Origin of the sequence: Amycolatopsis benzoatilytica AK 16/65, from assembly GCF_000383915.1 — a bacterium.
Taxonomy (GTDB): domain Bacteria; phylum Actinomycetota; class Actinomycetes; order Mycobacteriales; family Pseudonocardiaceae; genus Amycolatopsis; species Amycolatopsis benzoatilytica.
The window spans coordinates 7,806-31,882 of sequence record NZ_KB912942.1 but is presented as its reverse complement, the minus strand read 5'-3'; the positions used below and the strand labels follow the sequence as shown (position 1 = coordinate 31,882).

Annotated in this window: 22 protein-coding genes and 1 tRNA gene; 6 read left to right on the top strand and 17 right to left on the bottom strand. The window is 70.3% G+C overall.

What is annotated here, in order from left to right; translation table 11 throughout:
• Positions 1 to 294: 294 nt before the first annotated feature.
• The 5 genes from AMYBE_RS0100155 to AMYBE_RS0100135 form a co-directional block, all read right to left on the bottom strand.
• Positions 295 to 783, bottom strand: a complete 489-nt coding sequence (locus tag AMYBE_RS0100155; RefSeq protein WP_020657291.1) for a Cg1360 family ATP-synthase-associated protein — start codon at positions 781 to 783, stop codon at positions 295 to 297.
• A 51-nt stretch (positions 784 to 834) separates the two neighbouring features.
• Positions 835 to 1,992: a glycosyltransferase family 4 protein gene (locus tag AMYBE_RS0100150; protein ID WP_027927238.1), complete on the bottom strand. Its 1,158-nt coding sequence runs from the start codon at positions 1,990 to 1,992 to the stop codon at positions 835 to 837.
• A gap of 258 nt (positions 1,993 to 2,250) precedes the next feature.
• Positions 2,251 to 2,901: an L-threonylcarbamoyladenylate synthase gene (locus AMYBE_RS0100145; RefSeq protein ID WP_020657289.1), complete on the bottom strand. Its 651-nt coding sequence runs from the start codon at positions 2,899 to 2,901 to the stop codon at positions 2,251 to 2,253.
• 148 nt (positions 2,902 to 3,049) lie between these two features.
• A complete protein-coding gene (gene prmC / locus AMYBE_RS0100140; protein WP_020657288.1) occupies positions 3,050 to 3,916 on the bottom strand; it encodes a peptide chain release factor N(5)-glutamine methyltransferase in 867 nt (288 codons plus the stop codon).
• A gap of 75 nt (positions 3,917 to 3,991) precedes the next feature.
• On the bottom strand, positions 3,992 to 4,336 hold the full coding sequence (locus tag AMYBE_RS0100135; RefSeq protein ID WP_020657287.1) for a MerR family transcriptional regulator: 345 nt from the start codon (positions 4,334 to 4,336) through the stop codon (positions 3,992 to 3,994).
• 132 nt (positions 4,337 to 4,468) lie between these two features.
• On the opposite strand from AMYBE_RS0100135, the gene AMYBE_RS0100130 reads away from it, so the two are divergent.
• Together AMYBE_RS0100130 and wsfD are read left to right on the top strand one after the other, a co-directional pair.
• Positions 4,469 to 5,248: a TIGR03619 family F420-dependent LLM class oxidoreductase gene (locus AMYBE_RS0100130; RefSeq protein WP_020657286.1), complete on the top strand. Its 780-nt coding sequence runs from the start codon at positions 4,469 to 4,471 to the stop codon at positions 5,246 to 5,248.
• Positions 5,249 to 5,305: 57 nt separating this feature from the next.
• Entirely contained in the window at positions 5,306 to 6,739 is a 1,434-nt protein-coding gene (gene wsfD / locus AMYBE_RS0100125; protein ID WP_020657285.1) for a glycan biosynthesis hexose transferase WsfD, read from the top strand.
• A 57-nt stretch (positions 6,740 to 6,796) separates the two neighbouring features.
• Here wsfD and prfA read toward each other — a convergent pair whose 3' ends face one another.
• Positions 6,797 to 7,867, bottom strand: a complete 1,071-nt coding sequence (gene prfA / locus AMYBE_RS0100120; protein WP_020657284.1) for a peptide chain release factor 1 — start codon at positions 7,865 to 7,867, stop codon at positions 6,797 to 6,799.
• Between the two features lie 84 nt (positions 7,868 to 7,951).
• Positions 7,952 to 8,176 (bottom strand): 50S ribosomal protein L31, encoded by a 225-nt coding sequence (rpmE, locus tag AMYBE_RS0100115; RefSeq protein WP_020657283.1) that lies wholly within the window; start codon positions 8,174 to 8,176, stop codon positions 7,952 to 7,954.
• Between the two features lie 240 nt (positions 8,177 to 8,416).
• Between rpmE and AMYBE_RS0100110 the strand changes: the two genes are divergently transcribed.
• Positions 8,417 to 8,935 carry a hypothetical protein gene (locus AMYBE_RS0100110; protein ID WP_027927237.1) on the top strand — a complete coding sequence of 173 codons (519 nt, stop codon included), beginning with the start codon at positions 8,417 to 8,419 and terminating at the stop codon, positions 8,933 to 8,935.
• A 552-nt stretch (positions 8,936 to 9,487) separates the two neighbouring features.
• Here AMYBE_RS0100110 and rho read toward each other — a convergent pair.
• From rho to argS, 6 genes are all read right to left on the bottom strand, one after another.
• Positions 9,488 to 11,536 (bottom strand): transcription termination factor Rho, encoded by a 2,049-nt coding sequence (gene rho / locus AMYBE_RS0100105; protein ID WP_020657281.1) that lies wholly within the window; start codon positions 11,534 to 11,536, stop codon positions 9,488 to 9,490.
• Positions 11,537 to 11,943: 407 nt separating this feature from the next.
• Positions 11,944 to 12,834 carry a homoserine kinase gene (gene thrB, locus AMYBE_RS0100100; protein WP_020657280.1) on the bottom strand — a complete coding sequence of 297 codons (891 nt, stop codon included), beginning with the start codon at positions 12,832 to 12,834 and terminating at the stop codon, positions 11,944 to 11,946.
• A 163-nt stretch (positions 12,835 to 12,997) separates the two neighbouring features.
• Positions 12,998 to 14,053: a threonine synthase gene (gene thrC, locus AMYBE_RS0100095; RefSeq protein WP_020657279.1), complete on the bottom strand. Its 1,056-nt coding sequence runs from the start codon at positions 14,051 to 14,053 to the stop codon at positions 12,998 to 13,000.
• Positions 14,050 to 15,369: a homoserine dehydrogenase gene (locus AMYBE_RS0100090; RefSeq protein ID WP_020657278.1), complete on the bottom strand. Its 1,320-nt coding sequence runs from the start codon at positions 15,367 to 15,369 to the stop codon at positions 14,050 to 14,052. The genes thrC and AMYBE_RS0100090 overlap by 4 nt, the downstream gene beginning before the upstream one ends.
• Positions 15,370 to 15,372: 3 nt before the next feature.
• On the bottom strand, positions 15,373 to 16,803 hold the full coding sequence (lysA, locus tag AMYBE_RS0100085) for a diaminopimelate decarboxylase (RefSeq protein WP_020657277.1): 1,431 nt from the start codon (positions 16,801 to 16,803) through the stop codon (positions 15,373 to 15,375).
• A 3-nt stretch (positions 16,804 to 16,806) separates the two neighbouring features.
• Positions 16,807 to 18,462 (bottom strand): arginine--tRNA ligase, encoded by a 1,656-nt coding sequence (gene argS / locus AMYBE_RS0100080; RefSeq protein WP_020657276.1) that lies wholly within the window; start codon positions 18,460 to 18,462, stop codon positions 16,807 to 16,809.
• A gap of 202 nt (positions 18,463 to 18,664) precedes the next feature.
• Between argS and AMYBE_RS0100075 the strand changes: the two genes are divergently transcribed.
• Positions 18,665 to 19,489: a thioredoxin-like domain-containing protein gene (locus tag AMYBE_RS0100075; protein ID WP_020657275.1), complete on the top strand. Its 825-nt coding sequence runs from the start codon at positions 18,665 to 18,667 to the stop codon at positions 19,487 to 19,489.
• Positions 19,486 to 20,214 (top strand): DUF305 domain-containing protein, encoded by a 729-nt coding sequence (locus AMYBE_RS0100070; protein ID WP_020657274.1) that lies wholly within the window; start codon positions 19,486 to 19,488, stop codon positions 20,212 to 20,214. The genes AMYBE_RS0100075 and AMYBE_RS0100070 overlap by 4 nt, the downstream gene beginning before the upstream one ends.
• Positions 20,215 to 20,330: 116 nt before the next feature.
• Here the strand turns inward: AMYBE_RS0100070 and AMYBE_RS0100065 are convergent, their stop codons facing one another.
• Complete coding sequence (locus AMYBE_RS0100065; protein WP_020657273.1) at positions 20,331 to 20,927, bottom strand: flavin reductase family protein; 597 nt, start codon at positions 20,925 to 20,927, stop codon at positions 20,331 to 20,333.
• Between the two features lie 10 nt (positions 20,928 to 20,937).
• On the bottom strand, positions 20,938 to 21,858 hold the full coding sequence (locus tag AMYBE_RS0100060) for a cation diffusion facilitator family transporter (protein ID WP_020657272.1): 921 nt from the start codon (positions 21,856 to 21,858) through the stop codon (positions 20,938 to 20,940).
• A 218-nt stretch (positions 21,859 to 22,076) separates the two neighbouring features.
• Here AMYBE_RS0100060 and AMYBE_RS0100055 point away from each other — a divergent pair.
• Positions 22,077 to 22,149 (top strand) — tRNA-Arg (locus AMYBE_RS0100055).
• Between the two features lie 128 nt (positions 22,150 to 22,277).
• Here the strand turns inward: AMYBE_RS0100055 and AMYBE_RS0100050 are convergent.
• Positions 22,278 to 23,693 (bottom strand): tyrosine-type recombinase/integrase, encoded by a 1,416-nt coding sequence (locus AMYBE_RS0100050; RefSeq protein WP_020657271.1) that lies wholly within the window; start codon positions 23,691 to 23,693, stop codon positions 22,278 to 22,280.
• Positions 23,690 to 23,875: a helix-turn-helix transcriptional regulator gene (locus tag AMYBE_RS43740; RefSeq protein WP_084469831.1), complete on the bottom strand. Its 186-nt coding sequence runs from the start codon at positions 23,873 to 23,875 to the stop codon at positions 23,690 to 23,692. The genes AMYBE_RS0100050 and AMYBE_RS43740 overlap by 4 nt, the downstream gene beginning before the upstream one ends.
• Between the last annotated feature and the right edge of the window lie 202 nt (positions 23,876 to 24,077).

Below are 24,077 nucleotides of genomic sequence, written 5' to 3'. Positions count from 1 at the left end.
GGAGGCGGCGGTACCCACCGGGCGCGGAGCCGGAAAGCCGGTCTGCGCTCGAGGGATGTCTCGCGTGAACACTGCCCTGCGGTCTACTTCGGACCAGAAGCGAAAGGAGGCGGAACCAACCCGGTCGCCACACTGCTGATCGCGGTTCGTCGTCGGGAGTGCGCGGCCGAAGCCGCCACCCATGATGCGGACCATACCAGCAGGTCAATCAGTGCCGTACAGGCGTACTCCTTACCATCCGAACGGTCCAGGACCTAAGTCCCGAATACCTCCGGGACCCCAGTCCCGAACCGGTCAGTTCGCGGCCGGAATGATGGTCGGGATACGCGCTTTGCGGAATGCGCCGAACTCCACGGCGGCGGCCACGAGAATGGCGACGATCATCGTGATTCCGAGCGAAAGCGGGTGCAGCGCGGTGACGCCCCTCAGCAGGGTGAGGGCCACGAACAGCAGGATGACCTTCGCCGCGTAGCCGCCCAGTGCGATGAGCATCACCAGCGACGGGTCCTGGCCCGCGGAGATCTTCATCATGCCGAGCGTGGACAGCGACGCGGCCATCGCGAGAACGCCTCCGACGAGGGCGCCGAGGAAACCGTGCAGTCCGTTAAGGACGGAGAAAAGCACAATGCAGGCAACGATGAACGGCGGCGTCCACAGCAGCGAAGCGCGGGTCATCGACCGGGCCAGCTGGCGCACCGGGGCGGCGTGCGGGTTCTCCGCCGGCGTCTGCGCAGCCTCGGCCTGGGACGTCTCGGGCATCTTAGGCGTCACCGCGTCGCTCACTGCATTCGCTCCTCGTTCGGTTCGACCCGCCAGTATAGACCGGCCCCGGGATCAGACTCCGTGCCGGTGCCGGGAACGCAGCCGCGGCACCAGCGAAACGAGCAATGCGATCACCAGTGCGGCGCCGATCGCCCAGAAGACGACCGGGCTGTCGAAAAGGGTGACCGACACCGCTCCGAAAGAGAGGATTCCGGCCCACAAATAGATCAACAGGACCGCGCGCCGCTGCGAATGGCCGATCTCCAGCAGCCGGTGGTGCAGGTGCATTTTGTCGGCGGCGAACGGGCTCTGCCCGCGCCGGGTGCGCCGCACGACGGCCATCACCAGGTCGAGCACCGGCACGAACAGGATCGCGGCCACGACCACTAGCGGCGAGAGCAGCGCCAGCGCGTCCGAGGCGGAGAACCGGGTGTAGTTGACCCGTCCGCTGGCCGAGGTGGTGGCCCCGGCGAGCATCAGGCCGATCATCATCGATCCGGAGTCGCCCATGAAAATTTTTGCCGGCTGGAAGTTGTACGGCAGGAAACCCAGACAGGCCCCGGCGAGCGCGGCGGCGATGAGAGCGGGCGGGTACGCGCCGAAGTCGCCGCCCGCGTTGTCCAGCAGGCCGAGCGAGAACGCGCAGGTGGCCGAGGCGGCGATGAAGCCGAGGCCGCCGGCCAGCCCGTCCAGGCCGTCCACGAAGTTCATCGCGTTGACCATCACCACGACCATGATCACGGTGAGCAGCGCGCCCTGGTTCTTGTCCAGCACCAGCACCGAGCCGAACGAATCGCCGTTGCCGCCCCAGGGCACCCAGAAAGACACCCACTGCACGCCGAAGATGACCAGGATCCCGGCACACATGACCTGCCCGGCGAGCTTCGTCCAGGCGTCCAGCTCGAACCGGTCGTCGAGGATGCCGATCAGGGAGATGACGCCGGCCGCGAGCAGCACGCCGACCGCGTCGAAGGACACGTCGAAGCCGTGGCTGAGCGCGGGCAACTGGTGGGCGAGGCCCATCGCCGCGGCGATCCCGAGGTAGATGCCGACGCCGCCCATCCGCGGGATCGGCGTGACGTGCACGTCGCGGGCGCGCGGGTTGGCGATCGCGCCGATCCGGATCGCCACCCGCCGGACGACGCCGGTGAGCAGGTAGGTCACCGCGGTCGCGGTCAGCGCCACGAGCAGGTACTCCCGGATCGGGAGAAGTCCTTGGACTACAGGCATGACCGCGTCACGCCCGCCGGGAGGTCGGAGTCACCGCGCAACGCTACCGCGCCCGGGTGCGGCGGCGGTGAACGGCGGTCACTGAACGCGGGCGCCGGTTGCTCCGGTACGCGTTTGCCCGGGTACGCCGTACGGCGGCAGCCCGGTTGGTCCTCCTCGAACCCCGACCGCGGCGACCCGGCTGGTGCCCTCGGACCCGTACGGCGGCAGCCCGGCGGGTCCCGCTCGGACCCCGGGCGGCCGCTTCCGCGCGGGTTTTCAGGCGAGCGATTCCTCGGAGACGCCGATCACCTCGGCGATCGCCGCCTTCGTCACCGCGCCCTCGCGCAGCACCACCGGCTTGTCGCCGGTCAGGTCGACGATCGACGAGGCCACCGCTTCCCCGCTGGAGCCGCCGTCGAGATACACCGAGACCGAATCGCCGAGCTGTTCCTGCGCCTCGGCCGCGGTCGACGCCGGCGGCTGGCCGGAGACGTTCGCGCTGGACACCGCCATCGGGCCGACGTCGCGCAGCAGCTCAAGCGCGACCGGATGCAGCGGCATCCGCAGCATCACGGTGCCGCGCGAGTTGCCGAGGTTCCACTGCAGGCTGGGCGCGTGCGGCAGGACGATCGACAGGTCGCCCGGCCAGAACGCCTCGATCAGCGCACGGGCCTGCGGCGGAACGCCGAGCACCAGACCGTCCACAGTGGACCAGGAGCCGACCAGCACGCCGACCGGCATGTCCGGGCCCCGGTTCTTGGCCCGCAGGAGGGATTGCACCGCGCCGGCGTCGAACGCGTCGGCGCCGATGCCGTACACCGTGTCCGTCGGCAGGACGACCAGCCGGCTCGACCGCACCGCGGCTGCCGCCGCAGCCAGGCCCTCGGCACGGGAGTCGCGCTTGCCGCAGTCGTAGACCGCACTCATGGCTGGGAGCCTAGCGTCCGAGGTTCGCGCCGTTTCGGGGCGGCTGCTGCCCGGGTTCGGCGGACGTCCGTGCGGGCCCCTTCCGGGAATCCAAGTCCCTCCAGGGCGCCTTCACCGACACCGCCGGGGACAACCGGCAACGAGACGCTCAGCCCAGGCGGCGGGCGGTCACGAAACGGGCCCGGCCGGTCAGGTCGGGATGGTCCTCGACGCCGGTCAGCACCCGGCGCGCCCGCACCAGCGCGGGGACCGCCGAGCCGTGCGTGTCGTCGTGTTCGATCGCCAGTCCGCCGCCAGGCCGGAGCAGTCGCGCTCCGGCCGCGATCGCGTGGCGGATCACCGCCAGGCCGCTTTCCTCGGCGAACACCGCGCGTGCCGGGTCGTGTTCGCCGACCTCCGGCGGGACCGAGGTGCCTTCCGGGACGTACGGCGGGTTGCACAGCACCAGGTCGACCAGGCCGTCCAGCTCGGCGAACATCGTCGGGTCGGCGATGTCGCCGGAATACAGCCGGATCGGGGTGTTGCCGGCCGCGGTGTGCACGTCGGCGTTGTGCCGGGCCCAGGCGAGCGCCTGCGGGTCCACGTCGACCGCGTAGACGACCGCGTCCGGCCGCTCGTGCGCCACCGCCAAGGCGAGCGCGCCGGAGCCGGTGCAAAGGTCCACCACGACCGGGTACTCCCGGCCCTGCAGGAACTTCACCCCCCACTCGAGCAGCAGTTCCGTCTCCGGGCGCGGGACGAACACGCCGGCCCCGACGTTCACCGTGATGTTGCCCAGCGCGGCCCACCCGGTGAGGTACTGCAGCGGGATCCGCTTCGCGCGCTGGGCGACCAGCTGGCCGATCGCCTCGATCACCGGCGGGTCGACCAGCGGCACCATCGGCAGCCGGCCGCGCTCGACGCCGAGCACGTGGGCGGCGATGAGGTCCGCGTCCGACCGCGGTGATTCCACGCCCGCCTCGGTGAGGATCCGGGTGGCCTCCATGATGGCCAGGCGCAGCGGCTGCCGATTCACTGGTCGTCCTTCACTCGTCGAAACTGCCCCCACCGGGGGTCCCGCCCAGGGTATCGATCTCCGGGCACGCTGCGGTCACGCCTGGCCGAGATACCCGGCCAGTACTTCCCGCTGCTGGGCCAGCGCGCCGATCCGCCGGTCGGTCTCGGCGAGTTCGCTGCGCAGCCGGCGCACCAGCTCCGGGCACAGGTCGAGGTGCGCGGCGGGTCCGGTCGCGCAGTCGAGCATCCCGGCGATCATCTCCGTGGTCAGGCCCGCGGCCAGCAGTTTCCGAATCTGCAGCACGCGGGCCACCGCTTCGTCGTCGTAGACCCGGTATCCGCTGGTGTTGCGCGTCGAGGACAAGAGCCCCTGCTCGCCGTAGTACCGCAGCAGCCGCGGCGCCACGCCCGTGCGTTCCGCGAGTTCGCCGATCAGCATCCGTCGTCCCCAAGGTCTGGCCTTCACATTGGTGTCAATCCTTAACGTCGGACGCATGACGGAACATTTCGCTCCCCAGGAATCCAGCCAGAGCCCCGGTCTCCTGCTCGCCGCGATCCGGGAGGGACTGCGATGAGCCGGCAGCTGGTCCTGCCGAACGAAGCGCCGTCGCTGAGTCCCCAGCGGCTCGCTGGGCTGGCCCGGCTGGCCGAGAAACTGGGCTACGACGCGGTGTGGCTGCCCGATCACGTACTGCCGCCGGAACCGTTCGGCGAGGTCTTCGGCGGGGTGTACGAGCCGCTGGTCACCCTCGGCTACCTGGCCGCGGCCACCGAACGCGTGCAGCTGGGCACGTCGGTGGTGATCGCGCCGCTGCGCTCGCCGTACGTGCTGGCCAAGCAGGCGGCGACCGTCGACCGGCTCTCCGGCCACCGGCTGGTGCTGGGCCTGGGCGCGGGCTGGAACGAACCGGAGTTCGCCGAGCTCGGCGTGGACTTCTCCCGGCGCGGTGCGCTGCTGGACCACACGCTCGCGCTGCTCGACCAGCTGTTCACGACCGGACGCGGCCCGGCGGGCGGGCACTTCGAACCGCGCCCGGCCGGCCGGATCCCGATCCTGGTCGGCGGGAACTCGACGGTCGCGCTGCGCCGAGCGGCTCGCGCCGGGGACCAGTGGCTCAGCGCCGGGCTGTCGCCGGACCAGTTCGCGGAGCGGGTAACGAAGCTGGCCGAACTCGATCCCGAGCGGCGAGTACGGCCGATCGCCCGGCTGCAGGTCACCGGAGAGCTGGCGACGGCAGTCGAGACCTACCACGAGTACCGGGCGGCAGGGGCGGCCGCGGTGTCCGTGCATTTCGGCGCCGACGAGGAGTACGAGGAACGGATGACCGCGTTCGCCGCGGCTACCGAGTGAGTCACCCGGCGCCGCCCGCCCCGGTCCGCAGGCGGGCTCCCCTCTAGACTCCGCCCGGTGCGACCCAAGGAACTACGCTTCGGCCTCGGGATCTTCGCCGCCGCGCTCGGCTTGCTGCTGGTGCGGTTTCTCGTGCCACGGCCAGTGGGCATGGCGGACAACGGCGACGGCTGGCGGTTGCTCTGCCAGCTCGACGCGGCACAGCCGAACCGGCTGCTCGAAGGGTTCGTCCAATTCGGTTACGGCCCCGCCGCGCCGTGCGATTCGCCGTACGTGTCCAGCCAGATTTGGCTGGACTGGGCCGCGAGCAAGCTCGGCGGCCTGTTCGGCGGATCCGACGTGCTGAACTTGCTCGTGCTCGGGGTGCTCACCTGTGTGCTGATCGCCGCGGCCATCGCGGTCACGGTGCTCGGGCTCGATCTGCGGCGACGCGGCCAAGCCGTCGCCGCCGGGTTGCTGCTGCTGGTGATGGCGGACTCGGCGTTCTTCGGCTACTTCGCGTCGGTGCTCAGCGAAGGCGCGGCGTTCCTGGGAATCTTGCTGATCTGCGCCGGTCTGCTGTTGCTGCACCGCACCGGCCGGCTCCGACTGGCCGGCGCGGTGGTGACGGTCCTCGGCGGGCTCGTCGGGATCAACGCCAAATCGCAAACCCTTTTGCTCATCCCGCTTTTCGCGCTCGCCCTGCTGCTGACCCGGAGAAAGGGCGAGCGCGGACGGAAGCGCTGGGCACTGCCGCTCGCCCTCCTCTCGATCGTCGGCGCGGGCACTCTCGCGATGCAGTCCCAGGGCGACCCAGCCAACTCGGTTTACCGCGAAGCCAATATGTACCACGCGATCTTTGATTCCATTGTGGACGGAAAACACGACACCGCGGGCGACCTCGCCGCGCTCGGGCTGCCGGAATCCTTCGCGAAGTACGTCGGCACTGGATGGTGGGACGAACACGGTGCGCCGAACGACCCGCTCTACCCGCAGTACCGGGACAAGATCAGCCGTCGCAACGTCGTGCACTACTACGCGACGCACCCCGGCCGCACCGCGGAAATCCTTCAGCAGGGCGGCATCGACGCGCTGACCGCGCGCCCGGCGAACCTCGGCAGTTTCGGTGAGCTGTCCGGCCAGCCGAGGCTTTCGAAGGAGTACCGGGTGCCGGTGTTCTCCGGCCTGGCCGCACTCGCCGCGCCGCTCGGATTGTTCGTGCTGGTACCGGTTTGGCTGCTGATCGGCTGGGCCGGCGTGCGCGCGTTCCGGCGAAAACGGCGCGAGTACGGGCTGGTGACGTTCCTGCTGGTGTTCTTCGCCGCCGGGCAGCTGGGACTGTCCGCGCTGGGCGAGGGGATCGAGGGGGTGAAACACCAGCTGCTGACGCTGTTCCCGACTGTGCTGGCGGTGGTGTTCGCCATCCTCAGTCTGCTGCCGCGCGCCGAGAAGGAACCGGAGACCAGTGCGGAGGACGACCCGCGGCCGGAGATCATCCCCGCCGCGGCGTGAGACGAAAACGGGCCGCTCCCCCGAATCGCTCCGGGAAAGCGGCCCTTCTGGAAGACCTCAGCCGGAGTGCGCGGCGAGCCGTTCCTCCCGGTCGGCGGTCGCCAGCGCGTCCAGCACGCCGTCGAGTTCGCCGTCCAGGACCTGGTCCAGGTTGTATGCCTTGTAGTTGACCCGGTGATCGGAAATTCGGTTCTCCGGGTAGTTGTAGGTCCGCACGCGCTCTGAGCGGTCGACCGTCCGCACCTGCGACCGGCGGGCGTCCGACGCCTTCGCCGCGGCTTCTTCTTCGGCGACCTGCTGCAGGCGCGCCTGCAGCACCTGCAGCGCCCGCGCCCGGTTCTGGATCTGCGACTTCTCGTTCTGGCACGAGACGACGATGCCGGTCGGCAGGTGAGTGATCCGCACCGCCGAGTCGGTGGTGTTCACGCTCTGTCCGCCCGGGCCGGACGACCGGAACACGTCGATGCGCAGGTCGTTCGGGTCGATTTCGACCTCGACCTCCTCCGGTTCCGGGTAGATCAGCACGCCGGACGCGGACGTGTGGATCCGGCCTTGCGACTCGGTGGCCGGCACGCGCTGCACGCGGTGCACGCCGCCCTCGAACTTGAGCCTCGACCAGACGCCTTCGACGTCGGCCGTCTTGCTCTTCAGCGACAGCGTGACGTCCTTGTAGCCGCCGAGGTCCGACTCGGTCGAGTCGAGCACCTCGGCCTTCCAGTTGTGCCGCTCCGCGTACCGCAGGTACATGCGCAGCAGGTCGCCGGCGAACAGCGCGGATTCCTCGCCGCCTTCGCCGGACTTGATCTCCATGACGACGTCGGAGCCGTCGTACGGGTCGCGCGGCAGCAGCAGTTCGGTGAGCTTGGCCTCGAGCAGCGGGATCTTCGCCGCCAGTTCCTCCGCCTCGGCCGCGAACGTCGCGTCCTCGGCGGCCAGTTCCTTGGCCGCGGACAGGTCGTCGCGCGTCTGGTCCAGTTCGCGGACCACGCGCACCACCGGGCTCAGCTCGGCGTACCGGCGGCCCAGCTTGCGCGCCCGGGCCTGGTCGGCGTGCACCGCCGGGTCGGCGAGCTGCCGCTCCAGCTGAGAGTGCTCGTCGAGCAGCCCCTTGAGCGAACTCGAATCCACTTCGCAGCCTTCTCTCTCTACCGAACGGGCCCGGACAGAACAACGGCGCCCACCCGGGCGTGCGGGTAGGCGCCGTCGAACGAGCTACTTGGCTTCGGTCTTCTGCCGCTTGCCGTAGCGCTTCTCGAACCGGGCAACCCGGCCACCGGTGTCCATGATCTTCTGCTTGCCGGTGTAGAACGGGTGGCAGTTCGAGCAGATCTCGACGTGGATCTGGCCCGACTCCTTGGTGCTGCGGGTGACGAAGGTGTTCCCGCAGTTGCAGGTGACCGTCGTTTCCACGTAATTCGGGTGAATACCGCTCTTCATGGTGTCCTCTCTCGTTGGCCCCGGGTCCCCTGTGCAGGGGTGAACCGGTGCCGGACTTCAGCGGGTCATTCTGCCAGACCGGCTGGCACCGGCTTCAACACACCCCGGTGACCAGGTATTCCGCCGCCGATCGCTACCGGGGGCAGGCAGAGCCGTTCGCCTTGTACGGATTTTGTACCGCTTGGCGTGATGCTCGTCATGTTCGTGAATCACTCGCATACTGGAGGTGCGGACATGCGCATGACCGTTCTGCTAGCCCGGCTCGCGAAACCGGCCGCGGCGCTCGCACTGGCCGCGTCCGCTGTGGTCTTCGCGCCGGCCGCGAACGCCAGCACCGGCGTCACGGCAGCCGACATCAACCCGGTGGCCGGCACGTTCACCCAGGTGCCCGAGGCGAGCATCGACAGCGCCGGCGACGGCAGCCCGTCCGGAGCGGTCGCCTGGTACCGGGCGCACATGGGCAGCAGTGGGTGGGAGCACTACTGCGAGAAGGCCGCCGAGAACTCCTATGGGACCGGCGGGGTGTGGGCATCGGCCAACGCGCACTGGAACGGCGCCAGCCCGAAGCACACGACCGGAACTCCGCCGGCCGGGTCGTTTGTCTACTGGAACATCAGCGCGTACGGCCACGTCGGCATCGCGGACGGCAACGGCGGGTTCTACGCGACCAGTGTCGGCGGAGCGATCGGGCACGGCAGCTCGACCAGCTACTTCAACAACTATCGCGGCTGGACCCCGGCCGCGGTGCCGCACCAGTAACCCGGCCGGTCGTTGACCGCTGCCCGTGCCCGCCATCCTCGGGCAAGGGCAGGTGAACCGACGGAGCGCTCCCTGCCGGACCTGGGGTCGGCACGGGGCGCTCCGTCGGCGTACTGCGACGGGAAAACCCTTGCTGCGGCACAGCTATCGGGAAAGCGTCACCGAGCGTCCGCCGACATCCGGGCGACATCGTGCGGGACATGGTCATTCGGTCTTCCGCGCTGCTGCTCGGCTTCGTGCGGGCCGCCACCGTGGTACAGGCCAACCCGGCGAGGACCCGACCTTGTCGCACCTGGCCAGTCCGGTCCGAGCGCAACCGGTACGGTTGACGGCCCGCACCCCGGCACCCGCGTCGAGTGGTGCCTTCCGTGAAGGGGCCCTTGAGGGAATCTAGGTCCCTCAAGGGGCCCATCACGGACTTGGACTCGCGGCGGGGCGGGGGCAGGTCAGGGCTCAGCCGGAAACGAAACCGGCCCGCCCCGGGAAACCGGGGCGGGCCGTCGTGCTTCGTCCGAACGCGGGCCAGTCAGCGATTGGCCCGCGGGAGGCGACTCAGTCGTCGTCTCCGCCGCCCAGGGCGGTCTTCGACACCTGCATCAGGAACTCGATGTTGGTCTTCGTCTTGCGCAGGCGCGAAATCAGCAGGTCGATCGCCTGCTGCGAGTCCAGCGCGTGCAGCACGCGGTGCAGCTTGTGCGTCACCGCGAGCTCGTCCGGCGAGAGCAGCAGCTCTTCCTTGCGGGTGCCGGACGGGTTGACGTCGACCGCCGGGAACACGCGGCGCTCGGAGATCTTGCGGTCGAGCTTGAGCTCCGCGTTGCCGGTGCCCTTGAACTCCTCGAAGATCACCGTGTCCATCGTGGACCCGGTCTCCACCATCGCGGTCGCGAAGATGGTGAGCGAGCCGCCGTTCTCGATGTTGCGCGCGGCGCCGAGGAAACGCTTCGGCGGGTAGAGCGCGGTCGAGTCGACACCACCGGACAGGATGCGCCCGGACGCCGGGGCGGCCAGGTTGTACGCGCGGCCCAGCCGGGTGATCGAGTCGAGCAGGACGACCACGTCGTGGCCCATTTCGACCAGGCGCTTGGCCCGCTCGATGGACAGCTCGGCGACCGAGGTGTGGTCGGACGGCGGGCGGTCGAAGGTGGAGGCGATGACCTCGCCCTTCACCGACCGCTGCATGTCGGTGACCTCTTCCGGGCGCTCGTCGACCAGGACGACCATGAGGTGGGCCTCAGGGTTGTTCGTCGTGATCGCGTTCGCGATGTCCTGCATGATCGTGGTCTTACCGGCCTTCGGCGGGGACACGATCAGCGCTCGCTGGCCCTTGCCGACCGGCATGATCAGGTCGATCACGCGGGTGGTGAGCTTGTGCGGCTCGGTCTCGAGGCGCAGCCGCTCGTTCGGGTACAGCGGGGTCAGCTTGGTGAAGTCCGGACGGCGCTTGGCCTCTTCCGGCTCCAGGCCGTTGATCGAGTCGACGCGCACCAGCGGGTTGAACTTCTGCCGCTGCTGCTCGCCGTCGCGCGGCTGGCGCACGACGCCGGTGATCGCGTCGCCGCGGCGCAGGCCGAACTTGCGGACCAGCGACAGCGACACGTACACGTCGTTCGGCCCGGCGAGGTAGCCCGAGGTGCGCACGAACGCGTAGTTGTCCAGCACGTCCAGGATGCCGGCGACCGGCAGCAGGACGTCGTCCTCGCGGATCTCGGTGTCCGGCGCGCCGCCCTCGGCGCGGCCGCCCCCGCTGCCCCGGCGGCGACGGTCGCGGAAGCGACGGCCGCGGCGGCCGCCTTCCTCGTCGTCGTCCTGGGCGGCGCGGTTGTCGCGGTCCCGGTTGTCCCGGTTGTCGCGGCCGTCCTGCTGGTTGCGGCCCCGGTTGTCGCGGTTGTCGCGGTTGCCGTCGCGGTTGTCCTGGCCGCCCCGGTTGTCGCGGTTGTCCTGGCCGCCGCGGTTGTCGCGGTTGCTGTCCCGGTTGTCCCGGTTGCCGTCGCGGTTGTCCTGGCCGCCCCGGTTCTCCCGGTTGCTGTCCCGGTTCTCGCGGTTGCCGTCGCGGTTGCCCTGCCGGTCGCCGCGCTGGCCGTCACGGTTCGCGCCGCCGCGGCGACGGCGGTTGCGGCCGCCTTCCTCGGACTGGCCCTCGGCGCCCTCGGAACGGTCCTGCCGCTCCGGGCGCTCCTGCGCGGCCGGCTTCTCGGCGGGAGCCTCGGCCTGCGGAGCGGCCGCCTGCGGGGCCTCCGCCTTCGGGGATTCGGCCTTGGCCGCCTCGGCCGGAGCCGGTTCCGCCTTCGGCGCGTCCGCCTTGGCCCGGCGAGCGGGCCTCTCCGCCTTCACCGGCTCGACGCCGTCCAGCGGGAGCGCCTCGGCCTGCCCTGGGCCACGCTTCTTGCTCTTGCCCTGGCGCTCGCGGATCGCGGCGATCAGGTCTCCCTTGCGCATGCCGGTGGTCTCGCCCACACCCAGTTCGCCCGCCAGCTGGCGGAGCTCGGCGATGACCATTCCGGACAGGCCCCCGGCGCGGCGCTTCGGAGCAGCCGCGGCCCCAGTGGTGTCAGCGGCGGGGGCCGCCGCGTCGCCGCTCAACAGATCGGTGTTGCTCACACATGTCCTTCCTGACCGATCCACGTTCCGGGTGGATCAGCGGACTGCCGCCGTAGCGAGACGGCTTCTGCCTCCGATGCGGACGGCTCGCGCTTAGCCGTGCGAGACACAGCAAAACGCCGCCAGCACAGGGTGTTTGCCTCCTCCGGACGAAGGAAGCGGAATTCGGCACCGCCGAGACCGGAAACCCGCCTGCGTCCCTCCGCCTCCCGCGGCTCAAGCGGTGCGGAATCAGCGGATCGACGAAGGATGCGCGGACCGGAGCCGCCGCTAAGGGCGAACAGGCCCGGCATCAGGTGCGGAAACGCACGGTGATCGAACGCCCCCGAGGGTAGACCGCGCCTTGCCCGGGTGCAACAACCACCCCCCGCGTGGCGCACCTCGCCGCCCGCCCCGTGACCTGCTCGTCACTTGGGGACGACCTGCACACCCTTGCGGTCGACCGGCAATTCGACGACCTCGAAACCCGTAACGTCCACGTCGGCCGGAAGTATTCCGCTGGTCGTGAGAGCGAGCACAGTCGGTCCGGCGCCGGAGATCGCGGCGGCCACGCCCTGGGCGCGCAGCGTGCGCACCAGCGCGGTGCTCGCCGGGTACGCCCCGGCGCGGTAGTCCTGGTGCAGCCGGTCTTCAGTAGCCGCCAGCAGGAGCTCCGGCCGCTCGGTGACGGCGAGGACGGCCAGCGCCGCCCGGCCCGCGCTGTGTGCCGCGTCGGCGTGCGGGATCTGCGCCGGAAGCAGGCCGCGGGTGGCGTCGGTGGACGATTTTTCCGCCGGCACCGCGACCACCGGCCGCAGCGCCGGGTTCGGCTCCACGCGTTCCGCCCGGAACCGGCCGTTTTCCGACCAGGCCACCACGAGGCCGCCGAGCAGGCTGGCCGCCGCGTTGTCCGCGTGGCCCTCGAATTCCGCCGCCAGCTGCAGCGCGTCGTCGTCGAGCGGACGGCCGGCGATCGCATAGCCGAGCGCGACCCCGGACACCACCGCGGCGGCAGACGAGCCGAGGCCGCGCGCGTGCGGAATGCTGTTGTGGCAGCGCAGGTGCAGGCCATTCGGACGCACGTCCAGGTGCTCGCACGCCCGCCGGATCGCGCGGACGACGAGGTGGGTTTCGTCGGTCGGCACGTCTTCGACGCCGCCCGCCCCGGCGTCGAAGACCTCGACCTTCAGGCCGCCTCCGGTCACCTCCAGCTCGACCACGTCGTGCCGGGCCAGCGCCAGGCCGAGCGCGTCGAAGCCCGGTCCGAGGTTCGCCGTCGAAGCCGGAACGGTGACGCGAAACCCGGTCCGCGCCGTCACGACTGTGCCCCGGTCCCGCACCGGAACGCTTGCTGCTTGTCAGTGAAGGGCCCCTTGCGGGGCTTGGCTTCCCTCCAGGGGCCGCGCACGGACAGGCTGGCGCCGGGAACACCGCTGCCGAGCGGCGACGCGGCGGGAGCGGAAAGCGCGCGGATCGGCGCGGTCACGACAGATCCAGCGCCGCGGCGACCGCGGTCGGGTCGACCGCGAGCGGCTCGACCTCCACGTTGCCCTCCAGCGCCGTCGCCGGGTCCTTCAGTCCGTGCCCGGTGACCGTGCAGACGACCGTGCTTCCCTTCGGCAACCGGCCGTCCGCGTGGGTGGCCAGCAGGCCGGCCACGCTGGTCGCCGACGCCGGTTCGACGAACACGCCCTCCCGCCGGGCCAGCAGCCGGTACGCCTCAAGGATTTTCTCGTCGGTGATCGCCTCGAACAGGCCGTCCGACTCCTCTTTCGCGGTCATCGCGCCGTTCCACGAAGCCGGGCTGCCGATGCGGATCGCGGTCGCGATGGTGTCCGGGTCCGACACCGGTGCGCCGTGCACGAGCGGAGCCGCGCCGGCCGCCTGGAAACCGAACATGCGCGGAGTGTTCTTCACCACACCGTCCGCCGCGTACTCCGAATAGCCCTTCCAGTACGCGGTGATGTTGCCGGCGTTGCCGACCGGGAGGCAGTGGATGTCCGGCGCCTGGCCGAGCACGTCGCAGATCTCGAACGCCGCGGTCTTCTGGCCCGCGATGCGCACCGGGTTGACCGAGTTGACGAGCGTGACCGGGTAGTCCGCGGCGGTCTTGCGCGCGAGTTCGAGGCAATCGTCGAAGTTGCCGTCGACCTGCAGGATCCGGGCCCCGTGCAGCACCGCCTGGGCGAGCTTGCCCATCGCGATCTTGCCCTGGGGCACCAGCACCGCGCAGGTGAGCCCGGCGCGCGCGGCGTACGCGGCGGCCGAGGCGGAGGTGTTGCCGGTGGACGCGCAGATCACCGCCTTGAGGCCGCTGGCCAGCGCGTGCGTGATGGCCACGGTCATCCCGCGGTCCTTGAACGAGCCGGTCGGGTTGGCGCCCTCGACCTTCAGGTACACCGTGGCGCCGGTCAGCTCGGACAGGTGCGGAGCGGGCAGCAGCGGGGTGTTGCCCTCGCCAAGGGTGACCACGCGGGCCCCGTCCGGGACCGGGATCCGGTCGCGGTACGCCTCGATGATCCCCGGCCAGCCACTCATGCGTCTTCGCCTTCCACCCGCATCACGCTCACAACCTCGTGCACCACATCAAGTTTCGCAATCTCGTCCACAGTGGACTGAAGCGCCGCGTCCGGCGCGAGGTGGGTGACCACCACGAGGCTCGCCGTGTCGTTCGCGTCGCGCTGGCGGACCGCGGCGATGCTCACGCCGTGGCCGGCGAACGCCTGCGCCACTTGGGCCAGCACGCCGGCGCGGTCGGCCACGTCCAGGCTGACGTGGTAGCGCGTCGGAGTCTGGCCCATCGGCCGCATCGGCAGCGCGGCATGCGCCGATTCGCGCGGGCCGCGACCGCCGAGCACCTGGTTGCGGGCCACCGCGACGAGGTCGCCGAGCACCGCGCTGGCCGTCGGGGCGCCGCCCGCGCCCTGGCCGTAGAACATCAGCTCGCCGGCCGCGTCCGCCTCGACGTAGACCGCGTTGAACGCGCCGCCCACGCCGGCCAATTGGTGGCTGCGCGGAATCATGACCGGATGCACGCGCGCGGACACCGATTCGGTGCCGTCGTCCGCGGTCACCCGCTCGCAGATGGCCAGCAGCTTCACGGTGCGGCCGAGGGTGCGCGCCGCGGCGAGGTCGGACGCCGTGACGTCGGCGATGCCTTCGCGGTGCACGTCCTTCGCGGTGACCCGGGTGTGGAACGCCAGCGAGGCCAGGATCGCGGCCTTCGACGCCGCGTCGTAGCCGTCCACGTCCGCGGTCGGGTCCGCCTCGGCGTACCCGAGCCGGCTCGCCTCGTCGAGCGTCTCCGCGTACCCGGCGCCGGTGGCGTCCATCGCGGACAGGATGTAGTTGGTCGTACCGTTGACGATCCCCATCACGCGGGTGATCCGGTCACCGGCCAGCGATTCGCGCAGCGGGCGCAGCAGCGGGATGGCCCCGGCGACGGACGCCTCGAAGTACAGGTCGACGCCGGCCGCGTCGGCCGCCTCGAACAGTTCCGCGGAATGCTCGGCGAGCAGCGCCTTGTTGGCGGTGACCACGGATTTCCCGCTGTTCAGCGCGGTGAGCAGCCAGCCGCGGACCGGGTCGATCCCGCCGACCAGCTCGACCACCACGTCGACGTCGTCGCGCGCGACCAGCGCCGCGGCGTCGTCGGTGAGCAGCTCCGCGGGCAGCTCCGGGTGCTTGTCCGGGCGGCGCACCGCGATGCCGACCAGCTCGACCGGCGCGCCCGCGCGGGCGGCCAGCTCGTCAGCGTGTTCGGTGAGCCGGCGGGCGACCTCGCTGCCGACCGTGCCGCAGCCGAGCATCGCGACCCGGACGGCTGGACGGTCGGATGGAGACACTGTGGACACTTCTCAAACCTCCAGGCGCAACATGTCGTCCGTCGTCTCCCTGCGCAGCAGCAGCCGGGCGGTGCCGTTGCGCACGGCGACCACCGCCGGCCGCGGCAGCCGGTTGTAACCGCTGGCCATCGCGTAGCAGTAGGCGCCGGTCGCCGCGACGGCCAGCAGGTCGCCGGGAGCCAGCGTGTCTGGCAGCCAGCAGTCTCGGACCACGATGTCGCCGGACTCACAGTGTTTTCCCACCACGCGAGACAACGCGGGGGTCACCGGCTCGTTCCCGTCAGCTGCCGAGCGGGAAACCACCCGGCAGTCGTAGACCGCGTCGTAGAGCGCGGTGCGGATGTTGTCGCTCATCCCGCCGTCGACGCTGACGTACCGGCGCGCGGTCTCGTCGCCGAGCGCCACGTCCTTGATGGTGCCGACCTCGTACAGCGTGAACGTGCCCGGCCCGGCGATCGCGCGGCCCGGCTCGCCGGCGATCCGCGGCACCGGAAGGTCGGCGTATGCGCATTCCTTGCGGACGATCTCGCGGATCTGCGTGATCATCTGCGCGGGCGGCGGCGGGTTGTCCTTCTCGGTGTAGGCGATGCCGAAGCCGCCGCCGAGGTCGACGACGTTCAGCTGCTCCAGCAGCTCCCGGCCGTGTTCCTTGGCCAGGTCGGCGAGCAGCCCGACGACGCGGCGCGCGGCCACCTCGAAACCGTCCGCGTCGAAGATCTGCGAGCCGATGTGGCTGTGCAGGCCGACCAGCTTCAGCGACGACGCGTTCAGCACTCGGCGGACCGCCTCCGCGGCGTCGCCCGACGCCAGCGAGAAGCCGAACTTCTGGTCCTCGTGCGCGGTCGCGATGAATTCGTGGGTGTGCGCCTCGACGCCGACGGTGACCCGGACGAGCACCTTCTGCTCGACCCCGTGCGCGGCGGCGACCTCGGCCAGCCGGGCGATCTCGTAGTACGAGTCGACCACCACGGTGCCGACGCCCGCGGACACCGCGAGTTCCAGCTCGGCGACAGACTTGTTGTTGCCGTGGAAGGTGATCCGCTCGGCGGGGAACTCCGCGCGCTGCGCGACGGCCAGCTCGCCGCCGCTGCACACGTCCAGGCTCAGGCCCTGTTCGGCCACCCAGCGGGCGATCTCCACGGACAGGAACGCCTTCGACGCGTAGTGCACCAGCGCCGGGTCGTCGAACGCCTCGGCGTAGTCGGCGCAGCGGGACTTGAAGTCCGCCTCGTCGACCACGAACAGCGGCGTGCCGTACTTCTCGGCGAGGTCGCGCACGTCCACCCCGGCGATCCGGACCACGCCGTCGGCGGCGCGATAAGCGTTGCGCGGCCACACTTTCGCCGGCAGATGGTCGAGTTCGCCGGCACTCGAGGGCGGGAACCCGGAGGCGTCGGCATGGGGGTAGACGTCGGCGTGGCGGGGGCCCGCGGGGTGCGCCATTTCTTACATCCGTTCCGGAGCGGAGACACCGAGCAGCGACAAACCGTTCGCCAGCACCTGGCGCGCGGCTTCGCACAACGCGAGACGGGCGTACGTGAGGGGGGTGGCCTCCTCGTCGCCCTGCGGCAGCACGCGGCCCACGGTGTAGAACTTGTGGTACGCGCCGGCCAGTTCCTCGAGGTAGCGGGCCACGCGATGCGGTTCGCGCATCTCCGCGGCCCGGCGCACGACGGCGGGGAATTCGCCGATCGTGCGGATGAGCTCGCCCTCGGCGGGCAGGGTCAGCAAGCCGAAATCGGCGTCCGCGTCGGATTTGAGGCCGAGGTCCGCCGCGCCGCGCTGCAGCGACGACAGCCGGGCGTGCGCGTACTGCACGTAGTACACCGGGTTGTCGTTGGAGTGCTTGCGCAGCAGGTCCAGGTCGACGTCCAAAGAGGAATCGACGGAGTAGCGGATCAGCTCGTAGCGGGCCGGGTCCACGCCGACCGCCTCGACCAGGTCCTCCAGCGTGATCACGGTGCCCGCGCGCTTGGACATCCGCACCGGCTTGCCGTCGCTGACCAGGTTCACCATCTGGCCGATCAGCACCTCGACAGTCGCCGGGTCGTCGCCGAAGGCGGCCGCGGCGGCCTTGAGCCGGGCGATGTAGCCGTGGTGGTCCGCGCCGAGCATGTAGATGCACAGGTCGAAGCCGCGGTTGCGCTTGTCCTTGAAGTAGGCCAGGTCGCCGGCGATGTAGGCCGGGTTGCCGTCCTTCTTGAGGACGACCCGGTCCTTGTCGTCGCCGTACTCGCTGGAGCGGAGCCACCAGGCGCCGTCGGCGAAGTAGAGATTGCCGGAGTCCTTGAGCTGCTGCACCGCGCCGTCGACCGCGCCCGACTCGTGCAGCGAGTTCTCGTGGAAGTAGACGTCGAAGTCGGTGCCGAACTCGTGCAGGGAGTCCTTGATCTGGCTGAACATCAGCTCGATGCCGATGCTCCGGAAAGTCTCGTGCCGCTGGTCCTCGGGCTGGCTCAGCGCGCTCGGCTGCTGCTTGAGCACCTCGGCCGCGATGTCGCTGATGTACGCGCCGGCGTAGCCGTCCTCCGGCGCGGGCTCGCCCTGCGCGGCGGCGATCAGCGAGCGGACGAACCGGTCGATCTGGGCGCCGGCGTCGTTGAAGTAGTACTCGCGGGTCACGTCCGCGCCCTGCGCGCCGAGCACCCGGCCCAGCGCGTCGCCGACCGCGGCCCAGCGGGTGCCGCCGAGGTGGATCGGACCGGTCGGGTTCGCGGACACGAACTCGAGGTTGATCCGGAGCCCGGCGAGCGAATCGCCGCGGCCGTACTCGGCGCCGGCGGCCAGCACCTGGCGCACGACCTCGCCCTGGGCGTCGGCGGCGAGCCGGAAGTTGAGGAAACCCGGTCCGGCGACCTCGGCCGCGGACACCCCGTCCGCGGCGGCGACGACCTCGGCCAGCGCCTCGGCGAACTCGCGCGGCTTCAGCCCGGCTTTCTTGGCCACTTGCAGCGCGAGGTTGGTCGCGTAGTCCCCGTGGTCCGGGTTGCGCGGGCGTTCGATGGTCACGGTCTCCGGGAGCACCGAAGCGTCGGCGCCGCGTGCGGCGAGGACCTGCACGGCGGAGCTGCGGACCAGATCGGCGAGAGCGGCGGGAGTCACTTGCCGAATTCTAGGTGCGCCGGTAAGCAGCGCTTCCGCCGGTCCGGGCCGGGGAGACCGGGGCCACCCGAACGAGGGTGTTCCGCTCGGCGGCGCCCGTGCGCGGGTGTTCACGGTGATCCGACGCGCGGTCTCTACACTGGTCTACCGGCAGGGTCCCGACCGGGCCCCTCCCCCGCTCTCATGAGGAGACCTCGCCAGCATGGCCAACGGGACCACGAAAAAGAAGGGCTCGTCCGCGGCTGCCCTGAAAGCGGCGAAGAGCCGCTCGGTCGTCGCGGGCAAGCGCACGCCGTGGGGCACCATCATCGGCGCCGTCGTCGTGGTCGCCCTGCTGGCCAGCGTTGTCACCTATTACCTGGTGCAGTCCGCGCCGAAGCGCGACCAGGCCGCCCGGGACCAGGCCGCCGCGGCGTTCGCGCCGACCGCGAGCAACCCGGACCCGTCGAAGAAGATCCCCGGCGTGGTCATCAAGCAGTACACCGGCTCGGTGCACATCCTGCCCAGCGAGCGGGTGGCCTACGACCAGAGCCCGCCGTTCGGCGGCCCGCACGACGGCTACTGGGCCGCGTGCACCGGAATCGTGTACCCGGTGGCGGTGCGCAACGAGAACATGGTGCACGCGCTCGAGCACGGCACGGTGTGGATCGCCTACAACCCGGACCAGGTCAAGGGCGACCAGCTGGCGCTGCTCGAGGCGCGGGTCAAGGGCAAGCCGTACACGATGATGTCGCCGTACCCGGGCCTGGACAAGCCGATCTCGCTGCAGTCGTGGGGCCACCAGCTGAAGCTCGACCGCGCTGACGACCCGCGCATTGACCAGTTCATCGCCGCGCTGCGGACCAACCCGAACGGCGTGTACCCGGAGATCGGTGCCTCCTGCGACGCGCTCGGCAAGGGCATGTTCGACCCGAGCAACCCGCCGAAGTTCGACCCGAGCAAGCCGGGCAAGGACGCCAAGCCGATGGACTACAAGGGCAGCACCGGCGCGCAGAACGAGCAGCAGCCCGGGATGCCGGGCCAGTGACCGGGGTGTCCTCGAACTCCCCGGACGCCGCTGAGGAAGACGTCGTCCAGGAGCGCCCGGCCTGGTCGCGCTGGGTGGTGCTCGGCGGCGCACTGCTCGCGGTGCTGCTCGTCGGGATCGGGATCGGCGTGTTCGTCACCCGGCTCACCGACGGCGGCGACACCGCACAGTCCACGCCGGGAGCCGGCTCGGTCGAGGTCGGCTTCGCGCAGGACATGTCGGTGCACCACTTGCAGGCGGTCACCATGGCCGGTTGGGCGCGCGACCACTCGACCGACTCGGAGATCCGGCAGCTCGCGTTCGACATCGAGCGCACGCAGACCGAGCAGGTCGGCCGGATGAAGGGCTGGCTCATGCTGTGGGACCAGCCGGAACAGGCCACTGGCGCGTACATGAAGTGGATGACCGAGCCGATGGGCCACGCGGGCATGCAGATGCCCACGAGCGCCCCGGCCGGCGGCGCGCCGATGCCCGGCATGGCGACCGACGCGGAGCTCGCGAAGCTGCGCACGCTGTCCGGGCGCGCGCTGGACGTCGACTTCCTGCAGCTGATGCTGCGCCATCACCAAGGCGGCGTGGCGATGGCCGAGTACGCCCAGGACCACACCGCCGTCGCGGCGGTGAAAGCGTTGTGCCGCAGCATGTTGACGGCGCAGGGCGCGGAGATGGACCAGATGAAGGTCATGCTGCAGGCGCGGGGAGCGCAGCCGCTGCCCACGTCCTGACCCGGCGTTCCGTTCGCTTCGGCCAGTCCGGGAAGGGCCCTTGCGGGACTCTGATTCTCGCAAGGGCCCCTTCCCGGACTTCGCCGGAGCGGGCAACCGCTCTCAGCGGGCCGTGCTCAATCCCGTTGGTAGACCGGCCGGGCCAGTTCCCGGATCTCGCCTACCGTCCCCCATTCGTCGCGGCCGAGCCGGGACAGCGGGCGCAGCCGGTCGATCAGCGGGTGGTCGCCGTCGAGGACGTCCTCTCGCACCGCCAGGTGCACCACCCGGCCGAACACCACCGTCGAGTGGCCGAAGCCGACCGTGCTGTGCAGCTCGCATTCGAACGCCACTGGCGACTCCGCGACCCGCGGCGGGCGCACCTTCCGGCTCGGTTCCCGGGTCAAGCCCGCCTCGTCGAACTCGCTGATCTCCGGCGGGAAATCCGCACCCGTCGCGTTGATCTGCTCGAACAGCGGCTCGGGCGCGAGGTTGACGACGAACTGCCGGGTCGCCTCGACGTTGCGCAGGCTGTCCTTGCGGCCCACCGAGGTGAACTGCAGCACGGCGGGCGCGGCCGAGGCGACGGTGAAGAACGAATGCGGCGCGAGATTGTCCACGCCCGCTTTCGACGTACTGGACACCCAGGCGATGGGCCGGGGCACCACGGTGGCGGTCAGCAGGTGGTAAAACGCGCCCGGGGAGAGTTCGCCGGGGTCGAAGTCCTTGCGCATGCCTCCCGGTCTACCAGGACAGCTCCTCGCAGCGACGCGCGCACTGCGGTCCCTCGACCTGAAGCGTCGCGTGCTGGATCGCGTACCGGACGGACAGCAGGTCCTGCGCCTCGGTGAGCACCGTCGATTGTTCCGCCTCCGCCGTCATGGTCAGGTGCGCGGAGGCGACCTCCATGCCCGAGGTGAGCGTCCAGACGTGCAGGTCGTGCACGTCCGCGACGCCGGGCAGCGCGGCTAGCTCAGTGCTGATCTCGCCTACGTCCACACCGGCCGGAGCGTGCTGGAACAGGATCCGCAGCGCGCGACGGGCGAGCGTCCAGGTGCGCGGCAGCACGAACAGGCCGATCGCGACGCCGATGATCGGGTCCGCGTACCGCCAGCCGGTGGTGAGCGTGATCGCACCGCTGATCAGGACGCCGACCGAGCCAATCAGGTCGGCCAGCACTTCGAGATACGCGCCGCGGACGTTCAGGCTCTCCTTCGCCCCGGAACGCAGCACGAGGAACGACACGACGTTCGCGCCGAGCCCGGCCGCGGCGGTGAGCAGCACCGGCAGCCCGGGCACCTCGGGCGGGGCGGAGATCCGGCCGATCGCCTCCACCGCCACGTAGCCGGCGACCCCGAACAGCAGGACCGCGTTGGCCAGCGCGGCCAGCACCTCCGCCCGGTACATGCCGAACGTGCGGCTGGGCGTCCGGCCGCTGCGCCGCGCCAGGATGATCGCGGCGAGCGCCATGCCAACGCCGAGGACGTCGGTGAACATGTGCGCGGCGTCGGAGATCAGCGCCAGTGAGCCGGTGGCGAACCCCACCGCGAACTCCAGCACCATGAACCCCGCGCCGATCGCGAGGGAGACGAGGAGAGCGCGGGTATAGCGCCCGGACGCGCTCGCCGGAGCGGCGGTGTGCCCGTGCCCGTGGCCGTGTCCCATCGCTCGCCTCCTTGGTGCCGGGTCATTGCCTGGACAGAATATATAGTCGCATGCGCATATGTGCAATACAGGGTAGGCTTGGTTCACCGTACCGGCGGACCGGTCGAAGCCCCAGCCCCCAGCAGGGCGGTCCCGCGAAGTGGGAAAATCTCGTAAGGACCCCTCCCCGCAAGGCGTTCCCAGGGCGTGCGCTAAGCTTTCTCCATCGCGCAAGCGATGCCCTCGTAGCTCAGGGGATAGAGCACTGCCCTCCGGAGGCAGGTGTCGCAGGTTCGAATCCTGCCGAGGGCACCCTCTTTGAACACGCATAACCGGCCCCTACCAGCGAGAACGCGGTAGGGGCCGATTCGCGTCTTACCCGGCTGACCACGGCGGACCACGGCCGAATCCGGGCGTCTGTGTGCGATGCGTGTGCGCGCTCACCGCGGCGGAGTCCCGAGCACGCGCTCGATCTGCCGCTTAGCGGCCTCCTCCCCGCCGTCGAGGAAGCTGGCGTAGACCTCTAGCAGCACGGCGACGGACTGACCGGCCCACTCAGCGACCGTCGCGGCCGGTACGCCGGCGGCCAGCCAGGTGCTCACCGCGGCGTGGCGGAGGTCGTACGGCCGACGCGCCAGCGGACCTCGCGCCACTTGGGCCGTGAACGTCGTCTCACGGGCCGCACGGAACACCTTGGTGTAGGTGACCTTCGAGACCGGTCCCCCGCGCTCACCGACGAACAGGCGTCCATCCGGGCCGTAGCCGAATTGCTCGATGTGGCGCCACAGGATGGCGGTCAGCTCGGGGGCGCAGGGCACCGGCCGCACCTCCCCCGCGGACCGCGACTTCAGCGGCCGGTCCTCCCCCACCGTGCCTGCGTCCGTCCACAGAGCATCGATATACGGCCTTGCCCTTTCGAGGTGCAGCGTCCCCCAGTCGTACTCAAGCTCCCCGCTGTCGGGGTTCCGTCGAGGGGCGGGCAGCGCCAGCTGCTCCTTGCGGAGATTCGTCGCCTCTTCCGGGCGGAGCGCGGCGAAGTACATCAGCGCAAAGAACGCTTCGAGGCGATTCCCGCTACGGGGCGTCTCCCCAACGATCCGCAGCAACGTGCGTGCCTGTATCGGGTTGGGAACCGCACGTCGATCGACCTTGCGCTTACCCTTTGGCATGTTCGTCCATTTCGTGTCAGGCAGCGGGTTGCTGTCGAGCACTTTGAGTTCCTTCGTGGCGTAGTCGAGCATGTTGGACAGCACCGAACGGGTTCGGCGGGCGACCGTTGGCGCGTACGGCTCGCCGTCGAGCCGTTTTGTGACGGCTCGCTGCAGGCTCCGCAGCGTCTCGGCTTCCGTGGCCGTCATTACGGGTGTGGTGTGGCGGGAAAGCCAGTCGAGTACTCGCGCCGCATCGGCTGGCACTGCGTCCGACTCGCGCCGTGGCGTGTTGTACCCCCATTGGCGAGCCACCGACCGAATCGTCTCCGCGTCCGGCCGCCCCGGCTTGTCAGGTACGAAGACCGGCAGCACCCGGATCAGTGCCTCCGCGGTGGTTTGGCGCGCGGTGGCAGCGAGATCCGGCCACTTCATGTCGAGGTACTTGCACGTCATCACGAACCACGACATGCGCTCCAGAGGCTTGCCGTGTTCCACCGGCAGGCCGGTGGTCAGGTCGAATGGGGTACCGGCCCGCTGTGCCGAGACGAGACCCGAACGGAAGCTGTCCGCCTGCGCGGCGACCTTGAATGTCTTCCAGAAACGGGACTTCTCGACCTGCCACCGCACCGCGTGTGCGGTGACCTTGCCCTGTCGGTTCTTGCGCGGTGTGATTCCGAAGACCCGTACTTGATAGCTCGTGTTCACGCGGCCTCCAAACAGGACTCAAGCCAGGCATCGACGTCGGCACGTCGAATTCGCAGTTGGCGATTAGGGAGCTTCAGGCACCGCGGCGCGCGTCCCTTTGCGCGCCAGTCATCGAATGTCGATCGGGCGATATCGAACTCTTCGCAGAACTCGTCAACGGTGAGGTGTTCGCGTGCGGCCATGTCGGTGTCTCCGGAGCTAGGCGGGCGGGCGCGGAGGCGATAAACACGGGTGCTCCTCTCGGTAGGTGTCACTCGGGGTGTCACTCCGGTTTGGCCTGGTCAGACGGGGTGGAGTGACGGAGTGACAGGTGTGACAGTGGTGGGGTGGTCGCGGGTGTCACCCCCGCGCCAGGGATGTGACAGCTGCGAAGGTGTCCCTCCC

Bases quoted from the DNA above. Each gene is read 5' to 3' on its own strand.
- AMYBE_RS0100150 (WP_027927238.1), bottom strand. From the start codon at position 1,992: ATGCCTGTAGTCCAAGGACTTCTCCCGATCCGGGAGTACCTGCTCGTG.
- AMYBE_RS0100145 (WP_020657289.1), bottom strand. From the start codon at position 2,901: ATGAGTGCGGTCTACGACTGCGGCAAGCGCGACTCCCGTGCCGAGGGC.
- AMYBE_RS0100135 (WP_020657287.1), bottom strand. From the start codon at position 4,336: ATGCTGATCGGCGAACTCGCGGAACGCACGGGCGTGGCGCCGCGGCTG.
- AMYBE_RS0100130 (WP_020657286.1), top strand. From the start codon at position 4,469: ATGAGCCGGCAGCTGGTCCTGCCGAACGAAGCGCCGTCGCTGAGTCCC.
- rpmE (WP_020657283.1), bottom strand. From the start codon at position 8,176: ATGAAGAGCGGTATTCACCCGAATTACGTGGAAACGACGGTCACCTGC.
- AMYBE_RS0100110 (WP_027927237.1), top strand. From the start codon at position 8,417: ATGACCGTTCTGCTAGCCCGGCTCGCGAAACCGGCCGCGGCGCTCGCA.
- thrC (WP_020657279.1), bottom strand. From the start codon at position 14,053: ATGAGTGGCTGGCCGGGGATCATCGAGGCGTACCGCGACCGGATCCCG.
- lysA (WP_020657277.1), bottom strand. From the start codon at position 16,803: ATGGCGCACCCCGCGGGCCCCCGCCACGCCGACGTCTACCCCCATGCC.
- AMYBE_RS0100075 (WP_020657275.1), top strand. From the start codon at position 18,665: ATGGCCAACGGGACCACGAAAAAGAAGGGCTCGTCCGCGGCTGCCCTG.
- AMYBE_RS0100065 (WP_020657273.1), bottom strand. From the start codon at position 20,927: ATGCGCAAGGACTTCGACCCCGGCGAACTCTCCCCGGGCGCGTTTTAC.
- AMYBE_RS0100060 (WP_020657272.1), bottom strand. From the start codon at position 21,858: ATGGGACACGGCCACGGGCACGGGCACACCGCCGCTCCGGCGAGCGCG.
- AMYBE_RS43740 (WP_084469831.1), bottom strand. From the start codon at position 23,875: ATGGCCGCACGCGAACACCTCACCGTTGACGAGTTCTGCGAAGAGTTC.